Annotated in this window: 13 protein-coding genes; 8 read left to right on the top strand and 5 right to left on the bottom strand. The window is 63.6% G+C overall.

The features are described from left to right. The 3 genes from HV701_RS12765 to HV701_RS12775 form a co-directional block, all read left to right on the top strand. Positions 1–4,302, top strand: a 4,302-nt coding sequence (locus tag HV701_RS12765; RefSeq protein ID WP_175133396.1) for a VCBS domain-containing protein, incomplete at its 5' end; no start/stop codon positions are given. A 405-nt stretch (positions 4,303–4,707) separates the two neighbouring features. Then, a complete protein-coding gene (locus HV701_RS12770; protein ID WP_175133397.1) occupies positions 4,708–5,367 on the top strand; it encodes a TetR/AcrR family transcriptional regulator in 660 nt (219 codons plus the stop codon). After that, positions 5,364–5,846: a DUF8051 family protein gene (locus tag HV701_RS12775; RefSeq protein WP_175133398.1), complete on the top strand. Its 483-nt coding sequence runs from the start codon at positions 5,364–5,366 to the stop codon at positions 5,844–5,846. The genes HV701_RS12770 and HV701_RS12775 overlap by 4 nt, the downstream gene beginning before the upstream one ends. 111 nt (positions 5,847–5,957) lie before the next feature. On the opposite strand, the gene HV701_RS12780 is transcribed toward HV701_RS12775, so the two are convergent. The 3 genes from HV701_RS12780 to HV701_RS12790 all read right to left on the bottom strand — a co-directional run bounded on the left by HV701_RS12780 (position 5,958) and on the right by HV701_RS12790 (position 10,156). Beyond that, on the bottom strand, positions 5,958–9,080 hold the full coding sequence (locus HV701_RS12780) for a CheR family methyltransferase (RefSeq protein ID WP_175133399.1): 3,123 nt from the start codon (positions 9,078–9,080) through the stop codon (positions 5,958–5,960). A 416-nt stretch (positions 9,081–9,496) separates the two neighbouring features. Then, positions 9,497–9,673, bottom strand: coding sequence for a hypothetical protein (locus tag HV701_RS12785; RefSeq protein ID WP_175133400.1), 177 nt, complete (start codon positions 9,671–9,673; stop codon positions 9,497–9,499). Between the two features lie 108 nt (positions 9,674–9,781). After that, positions 9,782–10,156: an ArsR/SmtB family transcription factor gene (locus tag HV701_RS12790; RefSeq protein ID WP_175133401.1), complete on the bottom strand. Its 375-nt coding sequence runs from the start codon at positions 10,154–10,156 to the stop codon at positions 9,782–9,784. Positions 10,157–10,213: 57 nt separating this feature from the next. Here HV701_RS12790 and HV701_RS12795 point away from each other — a divergent pair, with 57 nt between their 5' ends. Together HV701_RS12795 and HV701_RS12800 are read left to right on the top strand one after the other, a co-directional pair. Then, a complete protein-coding gene (locus HV701_RS12795) occupies positions 10,214–11,023 on the top strand; it encodes an alpha/beta fold hydrolase (protein WP_272909473.1) in 810 nt (269 codons plus the stop codon). Positions 11,024–11,129: 106 nt separating this feature from the next. Then, positions 11,130–12,341: a diguanylate phosphodiesterase gene (locus HV701_RS12800; RefSeq protein ID WP_175133403.1), complete on the top strand. Its 1,212-nt coding sequence runs from the start codon at positions 11,130–11,132 to the stop codon at positions 12,339–12,341. A 116-nt stretch (positions 12,342–12,457) separates the two neighbouring features. Here HV701_RS12800 and HV701_RS12805 read toward each other — a convergent pair whose 3' ends face one another. Together HV701_RS12805 and HV701_RS12810 are read right to left on the bottom strand one after the other, a co-directional pair. Next, positions 12,458–14,164 (bottom strand): flagellin N-terminal helical domain-containing protein, encoded by a 1,707-nt coding sequence (locus HV701_RS12805; protein ID WP_175133404.1) that lies wholly within the window; start codon positions 14,162–14,164, stop codon positions 12,458–12,460. A gap of 329 nt (positions 14,165–14,493) precedes the next feature. After that, positions 14,494–15,225, bottom strand: coding sequence for a response regulator transcription factor (locus tag HV701_RS12810; protein WP_175133405.1), 732 nt, complete (start codon positions 15,223–15,225; stop codon positions 14,494–14,496). A gap of 284 nt (positions 15,226–15,509) precedes the next feature. Between HV701_RS12810 and HV701_RS12815 the strand changes: the two genes are divergently transcribed. From HV701_RS12815 to HV701_RS12825, 3 genes are all read left to right on the top strand, one after another. Beyond that, the gene (locus tag HV701_RS12815) at positions 15,510–17,681 is read left to right on the top strand and encodes a TonB-dependent receptor (RefSeq protein WP_175133406.1); all 2,172 of its coding nucleotides are present in this window, start codon (positions 15,510–15,512) and stop codon (positions 17,679–17,681) included. Between the two features lie 78 nt (positions 17,682–17,759). Next, positions 17,760–18,047 (top strand): hypothetical protein, encoded by a 288-nt coding sequence (locus tag HV701_RS12820; RefSeq protein ID WP_175133407.1) that lies wholly within the window; start codon positions 17,760–17,762, stop codon positions 18,045–18,047. Further along, complete coding sequence (locus HV701_RS12825; protein WP_175133408.1) at positions 18,034–18,342, top strand: hypothetical protein; 309 nt, start codon at positions 18,034–18,036, stop codon at positions 18,340–18,342. The genes HV701_RS12820 and HV701_RS12825 overlap by 14 nt, the downstream gene beginning before the upstream one ends. Positions 18,343–18,357: the final 15 nt, after the last annotated feature.

Genomic DNA, 18,357 nt, shown 5'->3' on the forward strand with positions numbered 1-18,357 from the left:
GCGCGCGTGCAGTCGCTGGCCGTGGGCGAGACGCTGACCGAGACCATCACCGTCACCACCGCCGACGGCACCACCGGCACGGTCACCATCACCATCAACGGCACCAACGACACCCCGACCATCAGCGGCGAAGCCGCCGGCGCGGTCAAGGAAGACGGCACGCAGGAAGTGTCTGGCCAGCTGGACAAGGCCGACGTCGACGCCAGCGACACTCACACCTGGTCCGCCAACGACGGCGGCAAGGGTCAGTACGGCACACTCACGGTCGACCAGAGCGGCAGGTGGACCTATGTGCTGGACAACGGCAGCGACAAGGTCCAGGCGCTGACCGATGGCCAGAAGGTCACCGACACCCTCACCGTCACGGTGGATGATGGCCATGGCGGCACCGCCACCGAAACCATCACCGTCGAAATCACCGGCACCCGCGACGCCGCCATCATCACCCCGAGCAAGCCGGGCGATGACGCCGGCACCGTGCAGGAAGACAAGGCCTACACGGCCAATGGCAAGCTCGACGTCACGGACAAAGACGCTGGTCAGGCCAGCTTCAACGCCCAGACCGACGCCAAGGGCGAGCACGGCTCGTTCTCGATCGACGCCAACGGCAACTGGACCTACACGCTCGACAACACCGATCCCAAGGTTCAGGCCCTGGCCGTGGGTGAGAAGCTCGCCGAGACCTTCACCGTCACTACCGACGACGGCACCCAGAGCACCGTTACCGTCACCATCGACGGCACCAACGACAAGCCCGAACTCAGCGGCAAGACCGATGGCGCCGTGACCGAGGACGACACCGACACCGCCACCGCCACCGGCAAGCTCGACGTCAGCGACATCGACACCCGCGACACGCACACCTGGACCGTCGGCAACGATGGCAAGGGCCAGTACGGCACCTTCACCGTCGAGCAGAACGGCAACTGGAAGTTTGAGCTGGACAACGAGAGTGCCAAGGTCCAGGAGCTGGCAGAAGGCCAGCAGGTCACCGACACCTTCACCGTCACGGTGGACGACGGCCATGGCGGCACCGCCACCGAAACCATCACCGTCGAAATCACTGGCACCAACGACGCCCCGACCATCACCGGCACGGCCACCGGCAAGATCCAGGAAGGCAGCACCCAGGCGCTGACCGGCCAGCTCACCCAGCATGACGTCGACACCAACGACACCCATACCTGGTCGCTGAACAACGACGGCAAGGGCCAGTACGGCAGCTTCACGCTCGACCAGCATGGCAATTGGACCTACAAGCTCGACAACGCCAATACGGACGTCAAGGCGCTCAAGGACGGCGAACACCTGACCGAAACCATCACCGTGACGGTCGACGACGGGCAGGGCGGCAAGGCCACGCAGGTCATCGCCATCACGGTCGATGGCACCAGCGACGGCGCCGTCATCACCCCGAGCAAGCCGGGCGATGACGCCGGCACCGTCGAGGAAGACGCCACGCTGACCGCCAGCGGCAAGCTCGATGTCATCGATCCGGATGCCGGCGAGGCCGTGTTCCGTCCGCAGACCGACTTCGCGGGCCAGTACGGCACGTTCTCGATCGACGCCAATGGCAACTGGCGCTTCAAGCTCGACAACAACGCCCAGGCCATCCAGCAACTGGGCGCCAAGGATCACCTGACGGAAGTGTTCACGGTCATCACCGCCGACGGCACTAACGGCCAGGTCACCATCACCATCAACGGCACCAACGACGCGCCCACCCTCAGCGGCGCGGTTACCGGCGCCGTCAGGGAAGACGGCGCCCAGACCGCTTCCGGTCAACTGGACAAGGCTGACATCGACGCCAGTGACACGCATACCTGGACCGTCAGCAATGACGGCAAGGGCCAGTACGGCTCGTTCACCGTGGACGGCAGCGGCAAGTGGACCTACACGCTGGACAACGCCAGCGACAAGGTCCAGGCCCTCAAGGATGGCGAGACCGTCACCGACACCCTCACCGTCACGGTGGACGATGGCCATGGCGGCACGGCCACCGAAACCATCACCGTCGAAATCACCGGTACCCGCGACGCCGCCATCATCACCCCGAGCAGGCCGGGCGATGACGCCGGCACTGTGCAGGAAGACAAGGTCTACACGGCCAATGGCAAGCTCGACGTCACGGACAAAGACGCTGGTCAGGCCAGCTTCACGCCGCAGACCGACCACCAGGGCCAGTACGGCAAGTTCTCGATCGACGCCATCGGCAACTGGACCTTCACGCTCGACAACGACGCCCAGGCCGTCCAGCAACTGGGCGCCAAGGATCACCTGACGGAAGTGTTCACGGTCACCACCGCCGACGGCACCAGCGGCAAGGTCACCATCACCATCAACGGCGCCAACGACGCGCCGGTGGCTGCCGACAGTGCCGCCAGCGTGACCGAGGGAGGCCGCCACACCTTCACCGCCGCCGAGTTCAACTTCAACGATGGCGCCGAAGGCAATTCGCTCGACAGCGTCATCATCACGCGCCTGCCCGTCGACGGCGCGCTGGCGCTGAACGGCCGGCCGATCACCGCGAACACCGTGGTCCCGGCCGCGGACCTCGCCGCGGGCAAGCTGGTCTACACGCCGTCGGCAACGGGTCAGAACGCCTCTTTCGGCTTCAAGGTGCGCGACAACGGCGGCACCGCCGATGGCGGCCGCGACACTTCCGGCGAGTACAACTTCGTCATCAAGACCAACGCATTCATCGCCGGCGACAACGACAGCAGCGGCACGGGCGCCAAGCCGCCCCTCAGCGGCGGCGCCGGTGACGACGTCATCCTGGGCGACAAGGGCGGCACCGTCACCACGGTCGAACCGGGCAAGAACTACAGCATCGCGCTGGTGGTCGACACATCGGAAAGTATGTTGGACCCTTCGGGCACGAAGGACATGAACCGGATGCAGTTGACGATCGACGCGCTCAAGAACCTGGCGAATACGCTGAAGGGCCACGACGGCATCATCAACCTGGCGCTGATCAGCTTCCAAGGATCTTCTGCTATCAGGCACACGGTCAAGGGCCTGAATGGAGACAACGTCGGCAGCTTGATTAAGGCCATCGAGGGACTCTCGGCCAAAGGGGGTACCAACTATGCGGACGCGTTCTGGCAAGCGAACAGATGGTTCAACATGCAGCCGGAGGCCTCCAAGGGCGCGCCGTTCGAAAAGGTCGTGTATTTTCTTACGGACGGCGACTCGATTTCCATGGATTACGCTGTCGCGCAGTTCAAGCTCCTGACCGACAAGGGCGCCACGGTCCACGCTATCGGCATCGGCCAGGGCGTCAAGGAGGAATACCTGAAGTTCTTCGATAACTCGGGCGAGATGGAGATGGGCAAGTTGACGTTGCCTGGTGGCGATGTCGTCGCCCCGGTTGGCCAGCCCGAGATCGTCAACACCGCCGAGGAGTTGAAGGCTGCCCTGCAGAGCGGATCGTCCAAGACGGATCCAACCGCCGTTGGCGACGACGTGGTCAAGGGTGACGCCGGTCACGATCTCATTTTCGGCGACGTCCTGAACACCGATGGCGACGTGCTGGACTGGTCCGCCGTGGGCGGCCGCCCGGCCGACCTGGCGCAAGGGGCGGGCGTGAAGGCGCTGCAGGTGTTCCTGGAGATGCGCGACGGCCATACGCCGAGCAACGGCGAGCTGTACCAGTACATCAAGGAGCACCACGCCGACTTCAACCTGGCCGACGACGCGCGCGGCGGCGATGACACCATCCACGGTGGCAGCGGCGACGACATCATCTACGGGCAGGGCGGCAACGACACGCTGTACGGCGACGATGGCAGCGACATCCTCTATGGCGGCACCGGCGACGACAAACTTCATGGCGGTGACGGCAACGATATGCTGCATGGCGGTTCGGGCGACGACAGGCTCGATGGTGGCAATGGCAGCGACTTGCTGATCGGCGGCAAGGGTGACGACATCCTGACCGGCGGGGACGGCAGCGATGTCTTCAAGTGGGAGTTGGGCGACCAGGGCACGACCGCCAAGCCGTCCGTCGATACCATCAAGGACTTCTCGCTAGCCGCCGCGTCGGCAGGCGGCGATGTGCTGGATCTACGGGACCTGCTAACCGTCGGCAAGGCGGGCAGCCTGGCCCATTACCTGAACTTTCACAAGGAAGGCAACAACACAGTCATCGACGTCAACACCAAGGGCGAGCTGGGTTCCCAGGGCGCGGACCAGAAGATTGTGCTGGAGAATGTCGACCTGACGCACGATGGCCAGTTGAACAACCAAGCCATCATTGATGACCTGTTGCAGAAGGGCAAGCTCAACGTTGACCTGGGTTAGATCCATCCCGGTCCCCCAAGCCGATGACGGCCCCCGTCCTCCTCAGGCCCGGGGGGGGGGCTGATGGGTTATTTCATCGCCCGGTTGATTGCGCGGGTATGCTCGAGGAACTCGGAGATGGCAGGAAGTGGATCACCGGGTCGCTCGAAGCGCCTCTGGGTAGAGGCGTGAATCAGCGTCCGCCAGTTCCTGGTGCAAGACCCGGACGGGTACTTGCTTCGCTTCCCGTCAACTCTCGGCGAGCGGCCGTTCGCCGGGTCGCCCGGCGGTGCGGGCCGACCCGCCGGAAGCTCCTGCGTCTGATCCAGATTCACTCGGGACCGGGGCGACCGTTTGACAAATTTAGACCATCGGTCTAAATTGGCTTTACCCCTCATTCAGCCGCGCAATCCGCGTGATTCCATCTTGTCCGCCTCCACGCCAGCCACTCGTGCCAGATTCACCGCGCTAAGCGATGACGCGCGCGCGCGCTGGCTTGACCCGGCCGAAATCGAGTTCAGTGAACATGGGTTCGAAAATGCTTCGCTCAACCGCATCATTGCGGCAGCGGGAGAAAGCAAGGGGCGGACCTATCATTACTTTGCCGACAAGGGCGAACTGTTCCGCGCCACGCTTGAACGCAGTCTCGCCCGCCTAGGAAGGTTCGACGCGCAGGCCGAAGCGCTTGCCGGCGCCGCGCGAGATGCCTACTGGGCGCGGATCGCGGCCCTGTGCCGTCGATTGGCCGAGGCGCTTCAGCAGGATGAGCGCCTGGCCTGCCTGGTGCGGACCCTGCATCTGGAAGCCGCCGCGCAACGCGCCTGCGCCGAGCCGCTCGCGCAACTGCGGCGCCAGATCGAATCCATGCTGGCGTCCGGGCAAGCGGCCGCCGCAGTCCGAAACGACCTTCCTCTCGCGCTTCTGGCGGATGTTGCCTTGAGCCTTATCGTCACGGTGGACCGTTGGTTTGCGATGCATGCCTCTGCGCTGGATAAGCGCGAAGCGGCGCGCCTTTCCGAGGGCGCTTTTTCGCTGCTGATGGCGCCGCTTTTGCCCCCGGGCAATCCCGGAAAGACGAACCCATGATCCCGACGCGCGGTCTTGCCGCTCTGCTCGTTCTCAGCGCCGTGAACCTGGCCCTGATGGTGCCGGGCGGCCTTGTGGAAACCCGCAACTTTCCGGGATACAGCGTTGCCGTGCTGGCCGCGTTCAACCTCTTTCTGACGCTGCTCGGTCTCGGCAGCCTGGTCTTGGCCTATCGCGTTTTACGGTCTGGGCGGGGCGGGGCTTTTTCGGTGCTTGCCGGTGCCGCATTCATGGCGGTCTATCTGCTGGATCTGGCGACCGTCTTTCCCATTGCGGCGGCGCCGATGTCGACGACGCTCGCGGCCATGGAGTGGACTGGAACCGTCTTGGGCCTTGCGACCATGGCCGCCGGCGCATGGCTGGCGTTCGCGCAGGGTAAGCAGCAGGCCCGGTCTTCGCGGCTGCCGCTCGGGCTGCTGATCGCCATGGGCGTGATGACGGTGGCAATCGTCACGTTCGCCACGTTATCCGCGCGGTAGGTCTGGGCGGCCGATCCGGTGGTGGCTTCATGGAAATGGCCGAGGGCGCGATAGCGGCGGCGGCTTGGGCGAACTTCCAGGGGCCGCTCCGCGTAACAGTGACCGGGCAGGTCAGGCGGCATCGCCCGTCGCCGTGGCAACTTCGTTGTTATCCAGAGGTACGTTGATCTGGCACGAGATCCCCTCCTGCCTGAATTCCAATGTTGCTTTGGCGCGTAGCGTGAAAGCCAGTGCATGTTCGATCAGCTCGCTGCCGTAGCCGCGGCGGGTCGCGTTTGGCGCCACCGGCGCGCCGGTTTCGGTCCAGTCGATCACCAAGTGATCCTTGCTGTCTTGCGGCTGCACCCGCCACACGATATCCAGGCGACCGGCGCTATGGCTCAGCGCGCCGTACTTGACGGCATTGGTGGCCAGTTCGTGGATGGCCAGCGCCAAAGTCTGGATGTGATCCGCCTGCACCAGTACCGGCGGTCCCGAGAACGTGATCTGGTGTTCATTGCCGACGGCTTCCAGCTCGCGGCGCAACATGCCGCCGAATTCGATGCGCGCGGTGTCGCTTTCGCCCAGTAGATCCTGCACCCGGTCTAACGCGGCAAGGCGGGTGTCCAGGCGCTTGAAGGGTTCGCCGTCGCCCAGCGTGCGCCGGGCTACGTTTTTGACTAGCGCCAGCAGGTTACGGGTGCGGTGTTGTAGCTCGGATATCAGGATGCGGTGGCGCCGCTCCGCGTGGGTGACCTGCGTGATGTCGATGAATGTCACGACCACGCCGTCCACCTGGCTATCGCTGCCACGGTAGGGGACCAGGCGCAGTAGGTAATGTTTGCCATCCAGCGTTCCAGCGATGCGCCGTTCGATCGGCAGGTAACGATCGTAGACGTGCTGGATATCGCTGGCGAACGAGGGCAGGTCGAAACGGCTGGCCAAGTCGGTGATGGGGCGTCCGCAGTCGCTGGGCAAAATATTGAACACGTCACTGACCGCTGGCGTGAAGCTACGGATGATCAAGTTCTGATCCAGGAAAAGCGTAGCGATGGCTGTGCTTTCGAACAGGTTGTGCAGGTCGCTGTTGCTGCGGTCCAGCTCGTCGACCTTGCCATGCAACTCGGCATTGACAGTGTGCAGTTCTTCGTTCAGCGAGACCAGTTCTTCCTTGGAGGCTTCCAGCTCCTCGTTGGTCGATTGCAGCTCTTCATTGACAGACAGCAGCTCTTCATTGGAAGACTTCAATTCTTCAAGAGCAGTTTCGTATTCCTCGATCATCGACTGCAACCGTTCGCGCATGTCGCGCAATTCGCTTTCCAGGTGCCGTGTTGCGTCGTGACGCTGTGGATACGCGAGGTCTTGTGCCTCGTCCCGCGGCAGGACGGGGCCCTGGTCGTCGAACAGGATCAGATAGAGGGGCTCGGTTTCGTGTCGCGCCGCCAGGGGTTCGACAGTTAACGATATTTGCTGCACGCGGCCTTCGTCATCTTCCAGCGCGACATTTTTTCGAACGGCTGCCTGGCCCGTCTCGACGGCTTCATGCAGTAGCGTGCGCAGATCAAGTCGCAGGTCTTTACGGGCCAACGTCAGTACCTGCCGGGTGGGGGCCCCGGCCGCCGCTTCCAGGTATTTTCCGGTGCGGCTGGAGTAATAAACGATGTCGCCATCGCGGTTGACCAGCACATGCGCGGGGGCATGTTGCGACAACACTTGTGCGTCGACGGCTTGGCGTAGCGCGGTAGCGCCTGTTTGTTGGCGCGGCGTGCCGATGCTGGGTTGCCCCCGCGTCTGCAGCGCGGCCACTGGCAGCGCGGGGCGAGGTGGCGCGGCAATGTCTGCGCGGCGTTGGAAAATACGGTGTTTCTTCTCGATGGGGATGAAAAGCTCGCTGAATTGGCTGACGTTTTCAGACATTCCCAGGAATAGGTAACCGCCGGGGCGCAACGAATAGTGGAAGGTCGGAATGACTTGCTTCTGGATATCGCTGCCAAAGTAGATCAGCAGATTACGGCAGGAGATCAGGTCGATACGCGAAAACGGCGGATCCCGTAGGACACTGTGCGGCGAAAAAATGCAGATCTCGCGCACTTGTTTGTTGACTACGTAGCTGTCCCCGTCTGCATAAAAATGGCGATCGCGCCGCTCCTGCGACAAGTTTTCCAGCAGTTGACCGGGATAGCGTGCGGCCCGGGCCACGGCCAGCGCCCGGTCGTCGATATCGGTGGCGAACAACTGGATTTGCGGCGGTGACGGCATGCTGTCCATGTGCTCGCGCAGCAAAATCGCCAGGGAATAGACCTCTTCGCCAGTGGCGCAGCCCGGTATCCAGAGACGTACGGATTCGGCCGGGCCGCGGCCGTCCAGCAACTTCGGGATGACCAGACGCTGCAATGAATCGAACGCATCCTTGTCACGGAAGAAATTGGTGACGCTAATAAGCAGGTCGCGAAATAGCGCGCCAGCCTCTTGCGGGGACTGTTTCAGGCGCTCGATGTAGGCGTCTATGCCCTCGATTTGGTTGACATGCATGCGTCGCTGCACCCGGCGCATGAAAGTCTTGTTCTTGTAGCCGCTGAAGTCATGGCCGATGCGGCTACGCAGCAAGTTGCTAATTGCGAGTCCTGCCGCATCCAGGCACACCGGGCCGCTGCCCTGCGGCTCGGGGGGCGGAACGTGCCGCGCGAATTCGGCTAACCGCGGGCCCATCTGCCCGACCGGGAGCACGAAATCGATCAGGCCGCTGGCAATCGCACTGTCAGGCATCTCGGGATTCAGGGGGCCAAACTCGTTCGTCGCTTGCGCCAGGGTCAGGCCCCCGTGCTCCTTGATGGCCTTGATGCCTAGAGTGCCGTCGGAATTACCGCCCGATAGGATGACCCCCGCGGCGACATCACCGCAATCGCGCGCCAAGGCGGTAAAAAACAGATCGATAGGGCGGCGGCCAGGCAAGTCCGCAGGCCGCTTGAGCACCCGCAGGCGGCGATGGCTGATCGACATGAGCGCGTCTTGCGGCAGCACATAAATGCAATTGACATCGACCTGCTGATTGTCGACCGCGGGCAGCACCTGCAGCGTGGTGTAGCGCGACAGAACTTCTGACAGATGGCTTTCCCGCGACGGGCTCAGGTGCGTGATGACCACGATGGCCACACCGGGCGAAGGGGGCAGCCCGCGCAAGAACCCTTCGAGCGCTTCGATGCCGCCGGCGGAGGCGCCCACCCCCACGATAGGGAACTCCTGTTTGAGCGTCATGGCGCGGGGTACATGATTGACGGGATAAACAACGGATATGGGAGCATGGGACTCGCTGTGCCGTGGGCTATTGTTGTGAGCCAAGAAAACCGCATTTGGCCCGCGAGACTTGCTGCATGGGAAAGGTTCGTCGTATTGACGGGGTATTTATCAACATTACCACGGACGTATCGCATTTGTAATAAGGCGTGATTTAGCGTCGACCGGTTGGCGGGATGCGTGCCCTTATAGGGTTGTTGCGCCAAAGATGCCACCCCCAACAACGCCATAAGGCGCCAATAAAAAAGCCCTCGGCTCTATGCCAAAGGCTTCGCATACGGATCAGACATTCAAAAGATCCCTAGAAACTCACTGAGTGGTCAAGCGTCGTTAATGTGACCGCATTCTCGAATCAATGACGATGCCTGCAGCGCTGCTTAGTGCTGGCCGGCCGGAGGGGCCTTTTTGCCGCTTTGGTCTGCCGGAGCAGCCTTGCGCGCCGCGTCCTCCTTCTGCTGCTGGGTTTGCTGCTCGGCCTGCTTTTGGGCGGGATCGCCCTGACCGGGCTGGGTCGGTGAGTTGGATGATGCACTTTGACGAATGGTCGAAGACATTGTGCGTACCTCTATAGTGGTTGTGACGAAGATGCCACCCCCCCAACGTACGCCGGTCCGATGGCATCTCCTAGGTCTCAATTGAAACAAGCTCTGTTGAGCGCGGACTCAGGCGCGAAATGCGGTCTGGCCGGGGCTGCGGCCGCTTGCCGCATTCGCTGCGGCTGCCGCGCCGGGCAGCGCCAATTGCTGCTGCAGCCACGCCAGATAGTCTTGGATGCCGGCCTCATTGCGCTGGCAGTACGACCATTTCTGATGTCGGCGCACGGTGATGAATCCCGCCTGGCGCAGGATGTCCAGATGGCGGCTGGCGGTGGGCTGGGAGACCTCCAGCATTTCGGCGATCAGTGTCATGCATACCCCGAAGGTTTCGGGGTCGGCGGACCATTGGTGGCCGAAGTGCTGCTTCGCCTGTGCCAGGTAACGCAGGATGGACAGGCGCACTTCGCTGGCCATGGCCTTGATTTGCAGGGATCGTGTCATTTGCCTATTATATTATCACTTAGCTAAATGACTATATGAGGGCCGCGCGTGCTCGACTTGCCGCACACCACGTTGATTCAGGGAAACGCCGTCCGCTGGGGCCGATTCGGCAGTGGCCCGCCTTTGGTGGCGATTCACGGCACGCCGTTTTCCTCGCAGGTCTGGCGCCGCATCGTGCCGGCGCTGACCGATCGCCGCACCGTCTATTGTTTCGATCTGGTGGGTTACGGGCAGTCCGAGATGCGCGATGGGCAGGACGTGTCGCTGGGGGTGCAGAACCGGGTGCTGGCGGCGCTGTTCAAGGAATGGGGCCTGCAGCGTCCGGATGTCCTGGCGCACGATTTCGGCGGCGCCACGGCGCTGCGCGCGTATTTCCTGGATGGGTTGCGCTACGCCTCGCTGACGATTTTCGACGCGGTGGCCCTGGCGCCCTGGGGCTCGCCCTTTGTCCAACACGTGCGCCAGCACGAACAGGCGTTCGCGGCGATGCCCGACTACATGCATCGCGCGCTGTTGCGGGCCTACCTGCAAACGGCGGCCCATCAGCCGCTGTCCGAGGAGGCGCTGTCGGTCTATTGCGCGCCGTGGCTGGGCGCAACCGGCCAACCGGCGTTCTACCGGCAGATCGCGCAGATGGACCCGCGCTATACCGACGAGGTCCAGGGCAGCTACCGCGCGCTAGATTGTCCGGTACAGGTGCTGTGGGGAGAACAGGACCAATGGATTCCCCCGGGCCAGGGCGTGGCCCTGGCGGCGCTGATTTCCGATCGCCCCTGCCTGCCGGTGGCGGGCGCTGGCCACTTGGTGCAGGAAGACCGGCCCGAAGCCATTGTCGCGGCCGTGCTCAAGCAGATCGCGGCCGCCTGAGCGTGCGGCGAAGTCATGCCTGGACCGCGCTTTCGAACGACGACACGCTTGGTTGCACTAGAATCCCGGCAAATAGTCCGCCTGCACTGTTTTGGGAGCGCACGCCATGCTATCGACACTGATATATCGCAGCCGCGCCAGTCACTTGCAGAACCTCGACGCAATGAGCGGCCTGTTGGAGCTGGCCCGGCAGCGCAACACCGCCATGCACGTGACGGGCATATTGCTTTTCGATGGCGTCCATTTCGTGCAGCTTCTCGAAGGGCCCGATGCGGCGGTGGATGCGTTGTTCGAGTCGATCGGGCGGGATTCGCGCCATGGCAATGTCGTTCGTCTCATGCGCGACCACGCGGCGGCGCGTCGATTCGAAGGCGATTCGATGGCCCTGATCGACTTGCGCGAGCTCGATCCTGGGCAGGTGTCGTCGCGGCTACTCGCCCAAATGAAGACAAAGGGCCCTCTGTCCGGCAGCGATGACCGGGTGATCAACATCCTGATCTGGTATGCCCTGGCCCGCGGAACCCGCCATGTCGTCGACGGCGAGGATGCCAGCAACTGGCGGTTCGTGCGCGGCGGGCCGCCGGCGGATCAGGCCGCGCCTGGGGTCCAAGGACAGCGCTACCAGTTTGCGCTGCAGCCGATCGTGAAGCCGATGCACAGGGAAGTCAGTTCGTTCGAGTTTCTGATTCGAGGCCCCCACGGAGGTCCACCCGAGGAACTGTTTTCCTCCATTGCGCCCGGCGAATTGCATCGCATCGACCTGGAGTCCAAGGCGCTTGCCTTTCGCCTGGCCGGTCGATTGCCCTTGAAAGACACCAAAATTGCGGTCAATCTCTTGCCAAGATCATTGATGGCGGAGCCGCAGGCGGTGGAATTCCTGGCCGATCAGATCGCAGCGGCGGGGTTGTCGTCCCAGCAAGTCATCGTCGAGGTGACCGAGCAGGAGGCCGTGTCCAGCCCAAGCACCTTCAGCGGCGTGATCGAGCGCCTGCGCAGGGCAGGCATCGGTGTGGCAATCGATGATTTCGGCGCGGGTTTTGCCGGTTTGTCGTTGCTCGCGGAATTCCAGCCCGACAAACTCAAGATCGATCGCAAGCTCATTCAGGACATCCATTTGGATGGCCCTCGCCAGGCCATCGTGGTTGCGATTGTCGAGGCCTGCGCCGCGATGGGCATTACGCCCGTGGCGGAAGGCGTTGAGCGGGTAGAGGAATGGTGCTGGCTGCAAGCCGCCGGCATCCAGCGTTTCCAAGGTTATCTATTTGCAAAGCCTGCGCTCAATGGCATGCCCGAAATAAGCTGGCCTGAACGCGTGTAGCGGTATGCGTCGGCGGCGACTCGCGAGTCTGTCGTATTGCCCAGGGATGCGAAAAGCCCCCCGGCCATCGAATGGAACGATGGCCGGGGGGCCCAAGTGGCTGAGCTACGGCGCGATCAACGCAGCAGCGACAGCACCGTCTGCGGGACCTGGTTGGCCTGCGCCAGCACCGAGGTGCCGGCCTGTTGCAGGATCTGGGCCTTCGACATGTTCGACACTTCCGTGGCGTAGTCGGCGTCCTCGATGCGCGAACGCGCATTGGCCAGGTTGTTGATCACGTTGTTCAGGTTGGCGATGGTCGATTCCAGGCGGTTCTGCACCGCGCCCAGTTCACCGGTCATCTTGTCCAGCATGGTGAAAGCGGCGTCCAGCGTCTTCATGGGGTCTTCGGTCTTCGTGCCCTTGCTGGTGGTGTCGGTGGTCAGCTTGCCTGAGGCGCTGACGTAGGCGAGCGAACCGGTCTTGGGAGCGTAGTCGCCCGTGCCGGTGCCGCCCGTCACGGTGGCTTGGCCCGAGGTGGGATCGACATGGTAGTTCGTCGTGAATTCCTTGGTGGTGGTGAACTCATTCCTTTCGTCGACGTAGGTGTTGGTCGACGTGCCGGAGGTGAATTGCACGTTGGCGGAGGTGATGCCCGAGCCCAGCGTGATGGCCACGTCGTTGGCGGTGGCGTTGGCCTTGACCTTGGCCAGCAACGCATCGGACGAGATGGTGTCGACGAAGGAGATGTGGGTATTGTTAGTCCCCCCAAGGCCCATGTTTTGGTACGTCTTGCCGCCGATGGTCAGCGACGACAGGCCAGCGGCATTGGTATTAGCGCCGACGGCGGTCAACACGGTAGTGAGCGTGGCGGCGGTGCCGCCGGCGTTGTTGGTGCTCATGTTGCCGCCGGCATCGAGGTATGCGATCTGGCCGCCTATCTTGATGGCGCCCGTGGCGTCGACGTCGAAATCACTCCACGCGGTGCCGTTGGAGTGCACGTAGTGGCCGGTGGCGGTGCCGGTGGGCGGGCGCAGCGCGGTGGCCAGGGCGGTTATGGCGGCGGTGTCGGTGGTCGACTTGTCGGTGAACGAGAAATTGTTCTTGCTGGCGTCGTAGGTGTAGACGGTGGCGGAGGAAGGCACGGCCGGCCCGAAGGTGACCTTGTTGCCATTTTCCAGCTTGGCGAACACCTGGTCGGCGGTGGCGCTGGCGTGATTGGTCTGCACCACCCAGTCGTTGCCGGTGGCGGTACCGTTGGCGGCTGCCAAGTCGGTCACGGTGGCCGTGCGGTTCTGGGTCACGCCCGTGCCGTTGACGTTGAAGCCGTCCAGACCCAGCGTCTTGGCGCTGATTTCGGTCAGGTTCAGGGTGATGGTTTCGTTGTCGTTGGCGCCGACCTGCAAGGTCAGGGGCGTGGCCTTGTCCGACAGAACCTTGACGCCGTTGAAATCGGTTTGCTGCGAGATGCGGTCGATGTCCGACAGGCGCTGGTTGATTTCGTCCTGGATCGAGTTGAGCTGTTCCGACGAATAGCTGCCGTTGGCGGCCTGCACCGCCAGTTCGCGCACGCGCTGCAGGTGGGTGTTGATTTCGGCCGACGCGCCTTCGGTGGTCTGCGCCAGCGAGATGCCGTCGTTGGCGTTGCGGGCGGCCTGGGTCAGGCCCTTGACGTTGGCGGTGAAGCGGTTGGCGATGGCCATGCCGGCGGCATCGTCCTTGGCGCTGTTGATGCGCAGGCCCGACGACAGGCGTTCGATGGCGGTGCCCAGCGAGGCCTGGGACTTGTTGAGGTTGTTCTGCGCAACCAGCGACAAGTAGTTGGTGTTGATGACTGCAGCCATGTGTTTGCTCCTGGAGAGGGTGGCTTTACGGGATCGGGCCGCGGAGGCGGCCCGATGGAAACGCGGTGAGCCGCTGTGCGGGTGCGCGGCTCGTCCGTTGCCAGGACTACGACCCTCGCCGATTTGTTCTTTAGCGGTTTGCCTGGGGCAGGCGGGTTTTATGATTATTTATGAGCTTTTGCTCGCCATGTGGCGCCGGGCCGTACCGCGGAACACGAAAAAGAAAGCCCCACCCGCGGGTAAGCGGGTAGGGCTTTCAGGTCTAGGCTCTCTTGGGGAAAGTTCTAAGACAAGGGCAGTGTAGGGCTTTTTGGGGCGTTGAAAACTCATCAATGCTCAAACGCGCGCGGGGGGCAGGCCCGCGCCGCGAGGCGCACGGAGATGTCGCGCAGCACCAGCAAGGATCCCTCGGAATAGATGTTGCGGATCTGCATGGGCGTGCCGTGGATCGTGGCGAGTTTCTTGCGCACCCGGTAGAGCAGGGCGTCGATGCGGTGCTTGTCGTAGATGACCTCGGGGTAGCCCAGGATCTGCGACAGGCGTTTGTGGCTGATGGGAAACTTCGGGCTCTGGATCAGCGAGGCCATGACGATGGATTCCTTGGCGGTCAGGCTGACCTGCTCGCCCTGCGCCGAGCGCAACTGGCGGGATTCGACGTCCAGGGTCCAGTCGCCAGGCTGCAGCGGGGCGGGCGAGGCCGTGACCAGGCGCCGTTCCAGCGCGCTCAGCGTCACCGCCAGCAATGGCAGTTGCACCGGCTTGATCAGGTAGTGGTCGGCGCCATCGCTCATGCCCTGCAATTGCGTCGTGATGCGCACGTTGGCAGTCAGCACGATGATGCCCATGGTGGGAAAGGCGCGATGCAGCGCGGCGATGTGCGCGAGCATGTCGCCGTCCGGCAGCGGCGCGCCGCTGACGAGGATTTGCGGCGGTTCGCGCCGGATGCGGTCGAGCGCGTCGTGCAGGGTGCCGCAGGTGTGCACGTCATGGCCAAGCCCGGCGACATGCCGGGACACGGTTTCGGCCCACTCGGGGGGATCTTCGACGACGAGAATGCGCATGCCAGCTCTTGCCCAGTCCGGCCGCGTACAGGGGGGCGCGGCGGAACGGGTGGAACGCGCGGCGTTCCACCTTGAATTCGATACAAGCGGAATTCTAGGGTCGCGCGGGCCTGCAACTGCCGGTCGGAGTCCTGCTTTTGTCTGATATTCATGCCGGCCAGAGTTCGTGGGGGTTTCTGACTTTTAGCTGAAAAATCATCGATATTTATCCAGGGCATCTTCTTTTAGTCCGACCTATAATCATCTCGAGAAGCGTTTTCATTCGTATATAGGGGCGATGAATCTTGACCAACAATAAGCAATCGATCCTGGCGCAACACGCCAGGCGGCACGCGCCGCGTTTCGCGCTGGCGCTGGCATTTCCTTGCGCCGGCGCGCTGGCGCAAAGCGCGGCGCCCACGCTGCAACCGGTGACGGTGACGGCGGATTCGGTGCAGAACACGGACCTGCCCGCGCCATACGCGGGGGGGCAGGTGGCGCAGGGCGCGCGCCTGGGCCTGATGGGGAACCGGGACGTGATGGACACACCCTTTAACGTCACCAGCTATACCTCCGAACTGATCCGCAACCAGCAGGCCCGCACGCTGGCCGACGTGCTGGCCAACGACGCGTCGGTGCGCTTCACCACTTCCAGCGGCCACGCGTACGAGAACTTCCGCATTCGCGGCTTTGACGTCAACCAGAACGACGTGGCCATCAACGGGCTGTATGGCCTGGCGCCGATGGGCCGCACGCCGGTCGAATTTGTCGAGCGGGTCGAGGTGCTCAAGGGACCGAACGCCCTGTTTAGCGGTATGGCGCCCAGCGGCGCGGTGGGCGGCACCATCAATCTGGTGCCCAAGCGCGCCGACGACATCCCCAATGCCACCTTCGGCCTTAACTGGCAGGGCGACGGACAGTTGGGCACGACCATTGACGCTGGCCGGCGCTTTGGCGCCGACAACGCCTGGGGCGCCCGGGTCAACGGCGCATTCAGCGAAGGCGCCACCACGCTCGATGGCCAATCGCGCAAGCGTCAATTCCTGTCCGCCGGGTTGGACTACCGGGGAACCGCGCTGACCGCCTCGATCGACGCCTATCACAGCCAGGAATCGTTCAGCGGCGGCACGCCGGCCATGTTCTGGTTCGGCGGCTCGGTGGTGCCGAAGGCGCCCGATCCGCGCATCAACCAGTTCAGCACGGGCTACGGCAGCATCCAGAGCAATGCGGTGATCGGACGCGCCGAGTACCGCTTCAATGACAACGTGTCGGTATTCGGCGCCATTGGCCGGCGCGACAGCCACCAATCGGGTCTGATCAATGGCACCCATGCGCGCCAGATCGACGCCAACGGCAACTTCACCGGCTCGATCATCGGTCAGCGCGCCTATACCGACGCTACGTCGGCCGAAGGCGGTGTGCGAACGCGCTTCAGGACCGGCAGCGTGGGCCACGAACTGGTGCTGCAGGCCTCCTTGCTGGATCTGGAAGACGGCTCGGCCACTGGCAAGGCGTCGATGTTCAAGTCCAATATCTACCACCCGATCACGCCGGTCATGCCCGGCGTGCCCGACAGCGCCTCCAAGACCGCCGAGAACAAACTGTCGAGTCTGGCGCTGGTCGACACGCTGTCGTTCTTCGACGACAAACTGTTGCTGACCGGCGGGGTGCGCAACCAGCGCGTCAAGACCACCAACTTCGACAAGAGCGGCAGTGTCACCACGCGCTACGACAAGGAGGCCGTTACGCCTGCGGTGGCGGTGGTGGTCAAGCCATGGGGACCGGATCTTTCGTTCTACGCCAACTATGTGCAGGGCCTGAGCAAGGGCGACAGCGTCACGGATACCTCGGCCACCAATTTCGGGCAGGTGTTCGCGCCGTACAAGACCGAGCAGAAGGAAGTCGGCGTCAAATGGAACGCCGGCACTTTCACCAACACGCTGGCGCTGTTCCAGATCGACAAGCCGATGCTGGTGACCGAGGGCTCGACCTTGCGGCCGACCTACGCCGATGGCGGTGAAAAGCGCGTGCGCGGGGTGGAGTGGAACACTTTCGGCGAGCTGGGGCGCGGCGTGCGCGTGCTGGGCGGCGTGACGTATACGCAAGGCACGCAGACCAAGACCTCGTATGGTCGCTACGACGGCAACACGGCGGTCGGCGCGCCGCGCTGGCAGGCCAATACCGGGCTGGAATGGGATACCCCTTGGGTGCCCGGCCTGACCCTGAGCGCCCGCGTGCAGGCCACCTCCAGCCAGTATGCCGACGCCGCCAACAAGCTCAGGATCCCGGGCTGGGGCCAACTGGACTTGGGCGCGCGCTACGCGATGCTGGTCAACGGCAAGGATGTCGTGCTGCGCCTGAATGTCAATAACGTGTTCGACAAACACTATTACGCCGGCAGCTTCAGCGACACCACCCCGATCGCCACGCTGGGGCCGGCGCGCACCGTGACCGCCTCGGCCAGCATCAGCTTCTGAGCCCGTTGCCGCGCGTGATCAGCGCCCCGTTGCCGGACGGATCTGTCCGGCAACGGGGCGCCGCTTGCAAGGATGACTATGCCTTCCCTGGTTCTTCCCAGCCTGTTCGTGCTGTTTCTGGGCTGTCTGTGCCTGTATCTCGCCTCGCCCAACCAGCGCTGGCGCCGCGCGCCGAGTCCGCCGCTGGCCGCGCGCGGCGCGGGTGTCGTGCTGCTGGCGCTGGGCGGTGCGGGCTGCCTGCGCGCCTTCTCCACGGTGGCGGCTGTTTTTGTGTTTTGCACCGCCCTGATGCTGTTCTTCAGCCTGATCCCCTATCTGGGCGCACTGGCCGCGTTGCGGCGCAGCGATGCCGATGCGGCGCGCTGAATCCGCCAGGCCGGACAGGCCCGCTTCGATCCGCCGCGACTGGGTCGCCAAGACCCTGGCCGGCGCCTTGCTGGGTTTCGCGCTGGCGCTCGGAGCCAGCGCCGTGCTGGCCGCATTGACCCAGGCCGTTCCCCTGGCGACCCGCTCGCAGCTTGCCATGTGGCTTGTGCCGCCGGTGTGGCTGGGCGTGCTCGCCGGCGTCTATTTCTTTTCCAGTGGGCTGCGGGCCTGGTGCTGGCTGGGCGGGGCCTGCGCGCTGCTGTACGGCGGGCTGTTCCTGGCCGGCGCGCTGTGAGGTGTTGTGGCGATC

The sequence above is a fragment of the Achromobacter pulmonis genome (assembly GCF_902859765.1).
Classification (GTDB): Bacteria; Pseudomonadota; Gammaproteobacteria; order Burkholderiales; family Burkholderiaceae_B; genus Achromobacter; species Achromobacter pulmonis.

Bases quoted from the DNA above. Each gene is read 5' to 3' on its own strand.
- HV701_RS12775 (WP_175133398.1), top strand. From the start codon at position 5,364: ATGATCCCGACGCGCGGTCTTGCCGCTCTGCTCGTTCTCAGCGCCGTG.
- HV701_RS12780 (WP_175133399.1), bottom strand. From the start codon at position 9,080: ATGACGCTCAAACAGGAGTTCCCTATCGTGGGGGTGGGCGCCTCCGCC.
- HV701_RS12785 (WP_175133400.1), bottom strand. From the start codon at position 9,673: ATGTCTTCGACCATTCGTCAAAGTGCATCATCCAACTCACCGACCCAG.
- HV701_RS12790 (WP_175133401.1), bottom strand. From the start codon at position 10,156: ATGACACGATCCCTGCAAATCAAGGCCATGGCCAGCGAAGTGCGCCTG.
- HV701_RS12800 (WP_175133403.1), top strand. From the start codon at position 11,130: ATGCTATCGACACTGATATATCGCAGCCGCGCCAGTCACTTGCAGAAC.
- HV701_RS12805 (WP_175133404.1), bottom strand. From the start codon at position 14,164: ATGGCTGCAGTCATCAACACCAACTACTTGTCGCTGGTTGCGCAGAAC.
- HV701_RS12810 (WP_175133405.1), bottom strand. From the start codon at position 15,225: ATGCGCATTCTCGTCGTCGAAGATCCCCCCGAGTGGGCCGAAACCGTG.
- HV701_RS12820 (WP_175133407.1), top strand. From the start codon at position 17,760: ATGCCTTCCCTGGTTCTTCCCAGCCTGTTCGTGCTGTTTCTGGGCTGT.
- HV701_RS12825 (WP_175133408.1), top strand. From the start codon at position 18,034: ATGCGGCGCGCTGAATCCGCCAGGCCGGACAGGCCCGCTTCGATCCGC.